The organism is Leptolyngbya sp. FACHB-321 (genome assembly GCF_014695975.1).
GTDB lineage: Bacteria > Cyanobacteriota > Cyanobacteriia > Leptolyngbyales > Leptolyngbyaceae > Stenomitos.
Window position 1 is genome coordinate 133335 of record NZ_JACJPI010000045.1, and the last position, 12088, is coordinate 145422.

At 50.7% G+C, this 12088-nt stretch carries 11 protein-coding genes; 9 read left to right on the plus strand and 2 right to left on the minus strand.

The annotated features are described in order from the left end of the window. Positions 1–445 precede the first annotated feature (445 nt). From H6F76_RS08145 to H6F76_RS08175, 7 genes are all read left to right on the plus strand, one after another. The gene (locus H6F76_RS08145; protein WP_190507324.1) at positions 446–1816 is read left to right on the plus strand and encodes a glycoside hydrolase 100 family protein; all 1371 of its coding nucleotides are present in this window, start codon (positions 446–448) and stop codon (positions 1814–1816) included. 373 nt (positions 1817–2189) lie between these two features. Beyond that, positions 2190–3473, plus strand: coding sequence for an MSMEG_0569 family flavin-dependent oxidoreductase (locus H6F76_RS08150; RefSeq protein WP_190507326.1), 1284 nt, complete (start codon positions 2190–2192; stop codon positions 3471–3473). A gap of 97 nt (positions 3474–3570) precedes the next feature. After that, entirely contained in the window at positions 3571–4194 is a 624-nt protein-coding gene (gene ruvA / locus H6F76_RS08155) for a Holliday junction branch migration protein RuvA (protein WP_190451513.1), read from the plus strand. Between the two features lie 125 nt (positions 4195–4319). After that, positions 4320–4583 carry a sulfiredoxin gene (locus H6F76_RS08160; RefSeq protein WP_190507328.1) on the plus strand — a complete coding sequence of 88 codons (264 nt, stop codon included), beginning with the start codon at positions 4320–4322 and terminating at the stop codon, positions 4581–4583. A gap of 178 nt (positions 4584–4761) precedes the next feature. Then, on the plus strand, positions 4762–5253 hold the full coding sequence (locus H6F76_RS08165; RefSeq protein WP_190451510.1) for a Dps family protein: 492 nt from the start codon (positions 4762–4764) through the stop codon (positions 5251–5253). A 75-nt stretch (positions 5254–5328) separates the two neighbouring features. Beyond that, positions 5329–6042 carry a nucleotide exchange factor GrpE gene (gene grpE / locus H6F76_RS08170; RefSeq protein WP_190507330.1) on the plus strand — a complete coding sequence of 238 codons (714 nt, stop codon included), beginning with the start codon at positions 5329–5331 and terminating at the stop codon, positions 6040–6042. Between the two features lie 104 nt (positions 6043–6146). Further along, a complete protein-coding gene (locus tag H6F76_RS08175; RefSeq protein WP_242036570.1) occupies positions 6147–7844 on the plus strand; it encodes a SpoIID/LytB domain-containing protein in 1698 nt (565 codons plus the stop codon). Positions 7845–8081: 237 nt separating this feature from the next. On the opposite strand, the gene H6F76_RS08180 is transcribed toward H6F76_RS08175, so the two are convergent. Further along, on the minus strand, positions 8082–8381 hold the full coding sequence (locus H6F76_RS08180; protein ID WP_190451506.1) for a ferredoxin: 300 nt from the start codon (positions 8379–8381) through the stop codon (positions 8082–8084). Positions 8382–8758: 377 nt separating this feature from the next. On the opposite strand from H6F76_RS08180, the gene H6F76_RS08185 reads away from it, so the two are divergent. Continuing rightward, entirely contained in the window at positions 8759–9763 is a 1005-nt protein-coding gene (locus H6F76_RS08185) for a Gfo/Idh/MocA family oxidoreductase (RefSeq protein WP_199321990.1), read from the plus strand. Positions 9764–9971: 208 nt separating this feature from the next. Further along, positions 9972–10490: an acetolactate synthase small subunit gene (ilvN, locus tag H6F76_RS08190; RefSeq protein ID WP_190451502.1), complete on the plus strand. Its 519-nt coding sequence runs from the start codon at positions 9972–9974 to the stop codon at positions 10488–10490. A gap of 73 nt (positions 10491–10563) precedes the next feature. Here ilvN and trmFO read toward each other — a convergent pair whose 3' ends face one another. Next, positions 10564–11922, minus strand: a complete 1359-nt coding sequence (trmFO, locus tag H6F76_RS08195) for an FADH(2)-oxidizing methylenetetrahydrofolate--tRNA-(uracil(54)-C(5))-methyltransferase TrmFO (RefSeq protein ID WP_190507334.1) — start codon at positions 11920–11922, stop codon at positions 10564–10566. Positions 11923–12088: the final 166 nt, after the last annotated feature.

Consider the following 12088-nt stretch of genomic DNA (forward strand, 5'->3'; position numbering starts at 1 on the left):
GAGAGTGGCTACACAGCGCTTGAAGATGGCGACGGACGAAGCCTAGTAGTCTGTGCAGCTTTTTGAAGTGCAACATCATGAGGGGCAATGTGTTTGATCTGTCTGGCAACAGATAGCAAGAGCAAGGCTTAATGACAATCAACAGACTTCGTTGTAAAGACAGCTAGCTCCTCGTCCTTTAGGATAGATTGCCTTTAACTGAGCCTAGTTATAGGACATTTCACTTACCGTTTTGAAAGAACAAATCGGCATGAAATCTGCCATATCTTACCAATAACCTAAACGTTACAAGGTGTCTGTGTAGCTATCGTTCTACTGCATCAAGCAATACTGACGTGCCGTCTAGGGGACTGTCACAATTTTGGCTAGGATTGCAACATAATCGGCAGCGATCGCCCTTCATGCCATCTATATTGATCTTAGTTGTTGTCAGAGGGATCAAGGCTTGAGTGAACCATCGATCGTTGAACAAGCGTGGGAAGCCCTTGAAAAATCGATCATTTACTACGAGGGGCAACCGATCGGCACGATCGCAGCCAGTGACCCTGAAGTAGCATCGCTGAACTACGACCAGTGCTTTATCCGCGACTTTATTTCCTCGGGGCTGCTGTTTTTGATCAAAGGCAAGCCCGCCATTGTGCGCAATTTTTTGGAAGCGACCCTCAAGCTGCAGCCTAAAACTGGGCAGCTTGATTGCTCCAAGCCTAGTCGTGGGTTGATGCCTGCTAGCTTCAAGATTGTGATGGTTGACGGGCAAGAATATATCAAGGCAGACTTCGGCAATCACGCGATCGGTCGAGTGGCTCCCGCCGATGCCTGTTTATGGTGGATTATTCTCTTGCGTGCGTACCTCATTGCAACGCAAGACTTTGAGCTAGTGCAACGGGCTGATTTTCAAGAAGGCATTCGCGTCAGCCTCGAACTCTGTCTGGTCACACGCTTCGATATGTATCCGATGGTATTGGTGCCGGATGGAGCCAGCATGATCGATCGACGGATGGGGCTTTACGGGCATCCGCTCGATATTCAGTCTCTGTTTTATACCGCGCTGCGAGCCAGTCTCGAGCTACTGGTGCCTAATACAGACAATCAAATTATGATTCAGGCAGTGTGTAGTCGTCTACCGCTCCTGCTGCGACAGCTACGCGAGGATTACTGGCTTGACCCAGACCGCTTGAACGTCATTTACCGCTACCAGGTCGAAGAATATGGTGAAGAAGCGCTCAACCAGTTCAATATTTACTCCGACTCAATCCCGTTTTATCGGCTGGCAAAATGGGTGCCCGAAGCAGGGGGCTATCTAGCGGGCAATTTAGGTCCTTCGCAGCTAGACTGTCGCTTCTTTGCGCTGGGTAACTTGATGGCGATTATCGGGTCGCTTACGACAGAGTTACAATCCCATAAAATTTTGAATCTAATTGAGCTGCGCTGGAGCGACTTAATCAGCTATATGCCCATGAAGCTTTGCTATCCGGCGTTGGAAGACGTTGACTGGCGCACGATCACTGGCGCTGACCCCAAAAATCGTCCCTGGTCTTACCACAATGGCGGAAGCTGGCCGGTTTTGCTATGGATGCTGGTGGCAGCGGCAAAAAAAATGAACCGTGGTGAACTGGCGCACCACGCGATCGCCATTGCCGAACGCCGACTAGTACAAGATCAATGGCCTGAATACTACGATGGTCCCGATGGTCGTTTAATTGGCAAGGAAGCACGGCGCTACCAGACTTGGACGATTACCGGGTACTTACTCGCCAAAGAAATCCTTGCAAATCCTGATCACCTCAAACTCATGACCTTTGATCTCAATGCGTAACGCTGCTTCGCTCTACTGAGCCACGTTTTCCTGCCAACCTTTGGAGGAACATTATCTCAATTCAAATGCTTGCTACAGATTCCCTCTGCCTACTGCTCCCCCTTAATCCCTCTTATGAGTGGGAAGCCGTAGCAGGGGGATCTTGCTTTGTTGCGTGTCAGAAGAGAATTGGTATGAGACCTTTACAACTTGATGTTGACCTGTCGATTTAAACAGAGTGTTGTCATCAGTTAGAAGCGACTGGGAACGCTGCGATCGCCACCCCTCGCTAGAGTGTCAGACTTAAACCTTCCGTATTCGGAGATACAAACTACCCCTTCTAGCAACACGTACGCTGGCGAGTAATCTGACCCAGCAAGCGAGTAGAAACCAAATGCAAACGCACTATGCTGTCGTTATTGTCGGTGGCGGTCAAGCTGGTTTAGCCATGAGCTATTGCCTGAAAGCAAGAGGCTTTGACCATCTCGTTTGTGAGAAAAACACGATCGGCTATTCGTGGCGTGCCAAACGATGGGATTCCTTTTGCCTGGTAACGCCCAACTGGCAGTGCAAACTCCCTGGCTTCCATTATCCAGGCGATGACCCACACGGGTTTATGCAGCGCGATGAAATTGTGCAATACATCGAAGCCTACGCTGCCTCGTTTGATCCACCTTTAAAGGAAGGCGTTGCTGTGTCAAAGGTGCGACGCAATGAGGCTGGCGTGTTTGAGATTGAAACAACGATCGGCAACTACACAGCCGATCAGGTCATTATTGCGGTCGGCGGCTATCACGTACCCAAACTGCCCTCGATCGCCGAGCGTTTGCCTGAAGCGATCGTCCAACTGCACTCATCCGAATACCGCAACCCAGAATCGTTGCCCGACGGCAAGGCAGTTTTGGTCGTTGGCACGGGGCAATCTGGCTGTCAAATCGCTGAAGATCTTCACCTTGCAGGCAAGCAGGTGCATTTATGTGTGGGCAGTGCGCCTCGCTCGCCCCGTCGCTACCGTGGCAAAGATGTAGTGGATTGGCTCGATCAAATGGGGTACTACGACCTGTCGATCGACGAACATCCTCAAAAAGAGAAAGCACGTACGAATACCAATCACTACGTTACAGGTCGCGGTGGCGGACGCGAAATCGATCTGCGCCAATTTGCACTTGAAGGGATGCAACTCCACGGTCGGCTCAAAACCATTCGCAACAACAAACTCGAATTTGCCGACAATTTGAAGCAAAACCTCGATCAAGCTGATGCAGTTGCCGAAAATATCAAAAAAGGCATTGATAGCTTCATCGAAAAAAATCACATCTCAGCCCCGATCGAACCACCCTATCAACCTGTCTGGGAACCTGAGCAAGCGCTCCTCGACCTTGACTATGAAGCCGCTAATATTGGCGCAGTTGTTTGGTCTACAGGTTACCATTCCGACTTTAGCTGGATCGAAATTCCAGTCTTTGATGGCAAAGGCTATCCAGGGCATGATCGCGGTGTTACAGACGTACCAGGCTTCTATTTTCTTGGGCTACCGTGGCTCTACACCTGGGGTTCTGGCAGGTTTTCAGGTGTCGCACGTGATGCAACGTATCTTGCCGATACGATCGTCATGCGAAAAAAAGTCTCCCAACGCAACGACTGGAGTACCATCAACGAATTTTTGCTGGGTTCGTAACGGCGGCACTACCAGAATGAAAAGCCCTGTTACTTCGGTAGACTAGGAAACGCTATCACTACCATCTCGCCCAGAACTCTGGGAACACAACAACTGCATGATCGGCTACCTCAAAGGCACTGTTGCATATATCCAGAAAGCGAACAACCGTGTCACCTTAACGTTAGAAGTCGGTCAAATTGGTTATGACATCCAAATTGTGCCGCGTCTGTTGCAGCAGTTGGCTGGCGTGGGGGAGACGGTGCAAATTTTTACGCATCTCCATGTGCGGGAGGATCAGATTGTACTGTTTGGCTTTGATTCAGCTGCCGAGCGCGATCTGTTTCGGCAACTGGTCAGCGTCAGTGGTATTGGTCCGCAGTTGGCACTAGCGCTGCTCGACACGATGGGGTTGCAAGACTTGATACAGGCGATCGTCGTTGGCAACACCCGTGCCCTCTCTCGCACTCCAGGCGTAGGCACCAAAACCGCCGAACGTCTTGCGTTAGAGCTAAAAACAAAGCTAGCAGAATGGCGACAGCAAGCAGGCATGATCACCGCTCCTTCTGCGGGACCAATTCTTTCAATTCAGGAAGATGTGGAGATGACCTTGCTGGCATTGGGCTACACCAATAGTGAAATCGCCCAGGCACTACAAACAGTAGGACAAAGCAGCAGCCTCTCGAAAACTGCGGATGCAGAAGAGTGGATTCGACGGGCGATCGCCTGGTTGAGCCAATAGGGCTAAAGGCAAAAGGCAAAAGGTTAGGCTTACAACTCACTCCTCTCCCCTCACTCCTTCCCGATCCAGGTTGCAATCCGTAGTCATAATGAGTATGATTTAGAGGTGAGCTTGAGAGAACGGCAATGGTCAGAGTAGAAGCAATACCTATTGATAAGATTCGTCGCCCCTTGTTTCGACAAAATGATCAGGCGAAAGTTAGTGCTTTGATGACATCCATTCAAGACATTGGGCAGCAAGAGCCGATCGATGTCCTTGAAGTTGAGGGCGAATATTACGGTTTTTCTGGCTGCCATCGCTATGAAGCTTGTAGCCGTTTGGGGCAAGAAACGATTCTTTGCCGCATTCGACGTGCTCCGCGTGCGGTGCTACAGCGACATTTGGCTTAGGCTGCTTTTACGAGTAGTTTGCACGAATGGGTAGTATTTTTTTGCCACAGCAGACTAGCGGCGATCGTTCTTAACAAGCTACTGTCTAAACAAGCTACTGTTAGAACTCGTCACAAATCGCTCATTTCAACGTTTTCACTGCGTTCAACGAAACGATTTCTTTTACTTAAAGGACATTATGGCAATCCCAACCGAAACAATGCCCATCAACATCGGCATTGACGAAAAAGCGAGAGGCGAAATCGCGGAAGGTCTGTCTCGTTTTCTGGCAGACACGTACTCCCTTTATCTCAAAACCCATAACTTTCATTGGAACGTGACTGGTCCCATGTTTCAAACGTTACACCTGATGTTTGAGGGGCAGTACACCGAATTGGCTACGGCTGTTGATTTGATTGCTGAACGAATTCGGGCACTTGGCTTTCCTGCACCTGCTACCTATTCAGAGTTCGCGCAGTTGAGTTCGATTCCCGAAACGCTAGGCGTGCCCAAAGCAGAAGACATGATCCGCGAATTGGTTGCCGGTCAAGAATCGGTTGTCCGTACGGCGCGATCGATCTTTCCAGTTGTCGATCAGGTGAACGACGAGCCAACGGCTGATCTGCTAACTCAACGGATGCAGGTGCATGAAAAAACTGCCTGGATGCTGAGAAGTCTCTTAGAAGGTTAAGAGTTTTGAGTTTTGAGTTTTGAGTGGAATTGACCACTTAAAATTCAAAACTTAAAACTTAGAATTTCTTTCCCTATGTCCCCAGATTTTACCCACCGTTTGCGCGAGTTGATGCAGTCGGTGGGTTTTTCTAGTTTTAGGGCGCTGAGTCAGGCAGCAGGTGTGTCAGAAAACCAAATTCTGCGGCTACGACGTAGCGATACCCAACTGCGGGTCGAGACGCTGCTGAAACTGAGCCATGTTCTTCAAGTACCTGTAAGCGAATTACTGTCTGTAGCGGCTGATGCGAAAGGTCAGGCGTCAGCGGTCAGTGATCAGGCGTCAGCGGTCAGCGGTCAGCATTCAGAACTCAAAAGTCGAAACTCAAAACTCGAAATTGACCACGCTGTACTTCATCAACGCCTGTTGGACTTGCAGCATGAGTACGATCGCTTACAGCAACAGCTTGCGCAGCAACGCCAGGATTTGTGGCAGGAGTTTCAGCAGTCAAGCGTGCAAGTTTTGGAATCACTGCTGCTGCAACTGCCAACCGCTGCCTATGCCGCGCAGCAAAATCCACAAGCCCCGGCTGTCAAAATGCTGCCATTGCTGCGTCCACTGGATCAATTGCTGCAAGCATGGGATATCGAGCCGATCGCCACGGTTGGCGCTGAGGTGTCCTACGATCCCCAGCAGCATCAATTGATGGCAGGTGTGGCTCAATCCGGCGATCGCGTCAAAGTGCGTTATACAGGCTATCGTCAGGGCGATCGCCTGCTCTATCGGGCAAAGGTTAGTCCAGTTAGTTAAACGATCGCACACCGTTTAAGCAATTGCAAAGAAGCAGATGATTGGGGTTAAGAAGAACTATCTTAGGATGGAGTTCAATCAATCCCTACTTTTTTGGGTCGGTTATGCGGATAGAATGCGTTGCTCAAGATCAGAATGCTCAGGATCAGCTTTACAGGCAGCGAGCGACGGTAGCTGTCAAAGCACTACTTCGTCAGCCATCGCTTGGGGTCGTGTTGGCGATCGCATCTATGTTCGGGCTTGGGCTTGGGCTAGCAGCACCCGGCACCGCCGCCACTCGTAAGGATGTCGAGTTACAGATTGGTGTGGTGCAACGCTTTGGCAGTAAAGCAACTGATGGACTGATGTTGCAGGCAGCCACAGGCGATCGTCTGACCTTCCGGTTTGAAACCAAGGGCAAGGCTCAAACTGTTACCGCTACAAGTGCCAAGCTGGATGTCGTTCAGCAAACTCTACCGGAACCAAACCTGCAAGAACGGGTTGTTCTTAGCACTCACCGCAGTTTTGAGAGTGCCGAAGCGAGCGCTAAGCGCTGGCTGGCGCAGGGCATCCCGGTCGAAGTTGCCCAACCGGAACGTTGGCAGGTCTGGGCAAAACGAGACACGTATAGCAATCCTTTACTCCGTCGTCTGCTGTTACAGAGTCTTCAAGCACAGGGTATGCAAACGGCATACATTGATACTCAGGTGTTGCCGCAACAGCCGCGTGCATCGCTAGTGGTCAATGGCTACCGCTATACCCGCGATCGCGTTGAGATTGGGTCGTCACAAGGCACGATTCAAGTCCTACAGACAAGCGGTGACAAAAAACGCACTCTCTACGCTGGTAGTTTACGGCTGCAACCCAATACGTATGGCACGTATACGCTGGTTAATCAGGTACCACTTGAAACCTATTTGCGCGGGGTGGTGCCGCATGAGATTGGTGCTTGGGCAGTGCAGCCTGTGCTAGAGGTGCAGGCAATTCTGGCTCGTACCTATGCCCTGCGTAATGTGCGACGCTTTGCGATCGACGGCTATCAGCTTTGTGCCGATACCCAATGTCAGGTCTATAACGGTCTTACAGGCGCTCATCCAGCGACCGATCGCGCGATCGCTGCCACTCGTGGCACTGTCCTCACCTACAAGAACGAGCTGGTCGATGCCGTCTACTCTTCCTCAACGGGCGGCATTACTGCACCCTTTACCGATATTTGGGCAGGTGCCGATCGCCCTTACTTGCGGGCTGTCATCGATTCAGTAGGTCAGCCGTGGGACTTGGCGCGGCAAAACCTGGCAGAGGAAAAGAATTTTCGCCGCTTCATCAGCCAGACCAAAGGCTTCAATGAAGCCGGAGCTAACCTGTTTCGCTGGCGGGTTGAGAGCCGTTTAGAGGATCTTAATCGAGACATACGGCGCTACCTGGTCGCCTCAAAAGATCCGCTAGCCAACTTTAAAACCATTCAACGTCTTGAAGTAACCAAGCGATCCCCGGCTGGACGAGTGCTAAACGTACGCATTACCACTGATCGAGGCACCTTTGAACTGGTGAAAGACAACATTCTCGTCGCCCTGTACGCGCCGAACAGCACCTTGTTTTACGTCGAACCGCTCTATGGCGCAAACAAGACCTTACAAGGCTATAGCTTCGTTGGTGGTGGCTTTGGGCATGGCGTTGGGCTAAGTCAAACAGGCACCTATCATCTCGGTAAGCTGGGCTGGTCGAGCGATCGCATCCTTAGCTTCTACTATCCCGGCACTCAACTGCGACCCATCAGTGATGCCATTACGTTCTGGCGCGGCGACCAGAACAACGGTAGCTAAAAAGCAGTTAGCTGCTACTCCTAGTCAAGCTCTTTTGAGCCATCACTCATCCTTGCTGACCTGAGAATAGTTGCTCTACCAACATTAAAAGTGGTGTTTTGGCTCTTCTCTCAGTAAGTTTAGCCACGCCAAAATCTTTACCCAGAGCCTAAGGTTATAAAAACAAAAACAGGCGGTAAAGAGCCATAGAAACTCCTTACCGCCTGTTTTTACATCAGTACAGCAACAGCGTAACCGTTAGTACAGTTCTTCTTCTTGATGGGTCAGGATTGTGACATCAGAGGTTGGGTAAGCAACGCACGTCAGCACGTAGCCTGCTTCAATCTGATCATCATCTAAGAACGATTGGTCTGACTGATCAACCGTGCCTTCCTTTAGCTTGCCAGCACAAGTCGAACAAGCACCAGCGCGGCAGGAGTAGGGTAGATCAATCCCCTGTTCTTCGGCAGCATCAAGAATATACTCGTCTTCAGGAACCTCAATCGTTGTATTCAGCCCTTCAGCCTCGTTGACTAACGTGACTTTAAAAGTTGCCATGCAGTGGTCCTCTCAATTAATGGAAACAGTACTCTAAGCTCATTGGAAGCTGGCTCCGTAGCTTTATTTGAATAAAGTCTGCTTCCTGAATCAGCTTTACTCTTGATACTACGGGAAAACCATTGGTTTAGAAACGTTACGTCATCAGTGGGATGAATGGTATTCGTAATAAAAGTACCAGATTTTATCTAGTTAGCTTATATAAAGACCTGTAACGCCGATCTCATAATGATGCAAACAGCGATGGAACGATAACTTCAGTACCACCGAGCCGAAGCCTCATGCCTTAGCGCTACTGACAGCAGGCGGTTTCTATCCTTAACTATTTTTTGTGGTGCTAGGGTTTTGTGATGACAGGTACATTAAGAGTGCAGCCCATGACAAAAAACGCCTCGTCTTTTTCGACCCCTCTCCAGGTCGGGCTGGTTGGTACGGGCTATGCGGCAAAGCTGCGATCACAGGCACTCCAGGCAGAACCGCGTGCCACACTAGCCGCCGTTGCCGGACACATCCTCGAAACCACGCAGGCATTTAGCCAAACCTATGGCGCAGACGCGATCGCATCCTGGCAAGCACTGCTAGAGCGATCGTCTCTAGACTTGATCATCATCGCTACAGTAAATCGGGATCATGGAGCGATCGTCCGAGCCGCGTTGGAAGCAGGGAAGCACGTCATTGTGGAGTATCCCCTAGCGCTGGATGTTGCCGAAGCGATGGAGTTGATTGCGTTGTCGAAAGCTCAAAACAAACTGCTGCACATTGAGCATATCGAGCTATTGGGCAATATGCACCAGGCGCTGAAAGCCTCACTGTCGGCGATCGACACTCCCTTTTACGCCCGCTACGCCACCATCAAACCAGAGCGTCCCGCTCCTCAGCGCTGGACGTATCAGCCTGAACTCTTTGGGTTCCCGCTGATGGGTGCCCTGTCGCGGCTGCATCGTTTCACCGATCTCTTTGGCAAGGTGGCAACTGTAAGCTGTCAGACCCAGTTTAGCGATCGCAGCGAGTTGAGCGATCCCCATTATGCGACCTGTTATTGCACTGCCCAGCTACGGTTTCAATCGGGTCTATTGGCAGAAGTCATTTATGCCAAAGGTGAAGCTATGTGGCAACCAGAGCGCAAAATGGAGGTGCATGGCGAAAAGGGCGCACTGATCTTTGATGGGGATCAGGGAACGCTCGTGCAGGCAGAGGGAAGCCAACCGATCGCACTAGGCAGTCGTCAGGGACTCTTCGCTAAAGATACGGCAATGGTGCTGGATTACTTAATCGACGGTAGTCCGCTCTACGTGACACCCGAAGCGAGTTTATACACGCTAAAAGTGGCAGATGCAGCAAGGCGATCGGCTGAAACAGGACAAACCATTACTTTAAAGTAACCATTGCCGCTTGCCTTTTTCATGCTTTCGTTTACTCTTGATCGTTCGCAGGACATGACTTAATCCTGCAAGGCTTCCTCATTCTTTATTGAGAGATGGTTAAGGAATACAGACTCTCACGATAAAATGGGAGACTCAAGCACGATCGTCCCCTGCTGCACTGTTAGACTTCCACCACACTCGCCGTTCTTAAGCTAATCTCAAGTCCATGAAGCATACTCTCTCGGTTCTAGTTGAAGACGAAGCGGGGGTTCTCTCCCGCATTGCTGGTTTGTTTGCCCGTCGTGGGTTTAATATCGAGAGTTTAGCTGTCGGACCTGCTGAGCAAATGGGCGTTTCGCGCATTACGATGGTTGTTCCTGGCGATGATAACAGCATTGAGCAGTTGACCAAGCAACTTTACAAGCTCATCAGCGTGCTGAAAGTGCAAGACATTACTGAAGTGCCCTGTGTCGAGCGCGAACTGATGCTGATGAAAGTCAACGCTACCAGCACCAATCGTTCTGAGATTGTCGAACTGGCGCAGATCTTTCGGGCACGGGTGGTTGATGTCGCCGAAGATTCTGTCACGCTAGAAGTAGTCGGTGATCCGGGCAAGATGGTAGCGATCGTCCAGGTGCTCAACAAATTTGGCATTCGCGAAATTGCTCGCACCGGCAAAATTGCCCTTATGCGTGAATCGGGTGTGAATACAGAGTATCTCAAGTCTCTAGAAGCGAAAGTCTGAATGGTTGTTAGTTGTTAGTTGTTAGCTTGAGACTGGATTTTGTCTAACGACCAACAACTAAAAACCAACAACTTTATGCTGCTACACGAAGCTGATTCATCCATGTAGCAAGATCGTTAAAGGAGCGATCGCGGTACATGCCATACCGTTCTTGCTTGTTGCGAATGCGTTTGGGCAGTTCTGGCAGAATCCCAAAGTTAGGCGGCATGGGTTGAAAATGCTTGGGCGATGCCGAACTAATGAAGTCGAACAAGGCACCCATCATGGTGGTTACAGGTAGGGCGATCGGCGCTTGTCCTAACGCGACCCGCGCTGCATTCGTGCCAGCCAGCCAGCCGCCCGCTGCTGCTGCTGTGTAACCTTCAGTGCCGACCAATTGACCTGCGGCGAGCAAGGTTTCGCGCTGCTTAAATTGCAACGTCGCATGAAGTAACTCCGGCGCGTTGACAAAGGTATTGCGGTGCATCACACCCATACGAACAAATTCGGCACTCTCTAAGCCCGGAATCAGTTGGAACACACGCTTTTGCTCACCCCAGCGCAGGTTTGTCTGAAAGCCCACCATATTCCACAGTTGTCCTGCCCGATCTTCTTGCCGCAGTTGGACGACTGCATAGGGACGCTTCGTCTTATTTTCAGGCTCCCGAAAGTCTCCCTGCCGTGCATCAAACAAGCCCACAGGTTTCAGTGGACCGTAGCGCATGGTATCTTCGCCACGTCTCGCCATTTCTTCGATCGGCAAACAGCCTTCAAAAAACTTCGCTGTTTCTTGTTCAAAGTCTTTTAGCTCTGCCTGCTCTGCCTGACAGAGCTCTTGCCGAAAGTGAAGATACTGGTCACGGTTCATGGGGCAGTTGAGATAGGCGGCTTCACCTCGATCGTACCGAGACGCAAGGAACGCCACCTCAAAATCGATCGACTCGCCCACGACGATCGGGCTAGCGGCATCAAAGAAGCTCATGTACTCCATGCCTGTAAAGCGGCGTAGATCCCCTGTTAGAGCCGGACTAGTTAAAGGTCCTGTCGTCAAGACGCTAATGCCCTCAGTGGGAATTGCCTGCACTTCTTCACGTCGCAGATCAATTAGAGGATGCTGAGCAAGCGTTTCAGTCAAATTCTTGCTAAAAATGGCACGATCGACCGCCAGCGCACCACCTGCTGGCACTGAGTGTTCATCGGCTTTACCAATCACGATCGAACCCAAACGCCGCAGTTCCTCATGAAGCAAACCAGAGGCGCGATCACTCGACTGTGCCCCAAAGGAGTTGCTGCATACCAGTTCTGCCAGATGCTCTGAATGGTGTGCCGGACTTAACCGTTGTGGTCGCATTTCGTATAGAACGACCGGGATACCTGCCTGGGCAATTTGCCACGCGGCTTCAGTCCCCGCTAAGCCGCCGCCAATCACATGAATAGGTTTAATCTCTGCCATCGCTATCTCAGACCGCTATGCATCTTTAACCAGGATACGAGGTTCAGGGAAGATGGTGGTTGCTTGGATGTTTAAAACTCTAGAAGACTCTCGCCTAAACGCTGGCAATTTTGAGCAGGAGGGTTTCGTGTGTTTGTAAGGAGCCTCAAGCAGCTTTCTACATCAA

What these genes read in the sequence shown, in the direction of transcription:
- H6F76_RS08165 (WP_190451510.1), top strand. Translation starts at nt 4,762, where the DNA reads ATGGCAATCCCAACCGAAACAATGCCCATCAACATCGGCATTGACGAA.
- H6F76_RS08185 (WP_199321990.1), top strand. Translation starts at nt 8,759, where the DNA reads ATGACAAAAAACGCCTCGTCTTTTTCGACCCCTCTCCAGGTCGGGCTG.
- H6F76_RS08175 (WP_242036570.1), top strand. Translation starts at nt 6,147, where the DNA reads ATGCGGATAGAATGCGTTGCTCAAGATCAGAATGCTCAGGATCAGCTT.
- grpE (WP_190507330.1), top strand. Translation starts at nt 5,329, where the DNA reads ATGTCCCCAGATTTTACCCACCGTTTGCGCGAGTTGATGCAGTCGGTG.
- ilvN (WP_190451502.1), top strand. Translation starts at nt 9,972, where the DNA reads ATGAAGCATACTCTCTCGGTTCTAGTTGAAGACGAAGCGGGGGTTCTC.
- ruvA (WP_190451513.1), top strand. Translation starts at nt 3,571, where the DNA reads ATGATCGGCTACCTCAAAGGCACTGTTGCATATATCCAGAAAGCGAAC.
- trmFO (WP_190507334.1), bottom strand. Translation starts at nt 11,922, where the DNA reads ATGGCAGAGATTAAACCTATTCATGTGATTGGCGGCGGCTTAGCGGGG.
- H6F76_RS08150 (WP_190507326.1), top strand. Translation starts at nt 2,190, where the DNA reads ATGCAAACGCACTATGCTGTCGTTATTGTCGGTGGCGGTCAAGCTGGT.
- H6F76_RS08180 (WP_190451506.1), bottom strand. Translation starts at nt 8,381, where the DNA reads ATGGCAACTTTTAAAGTCACGTTAGTCAACGAGGCTGAAGGGCTGAAT.
- H6F76_RS08160 (WP_190507328.1), top strand. Translation starts at nt 4,320, where the DNA reads ATGGTCAGAGTAGAAGCAATACCTATTGATAAGATTCGTCGCCCCTTG.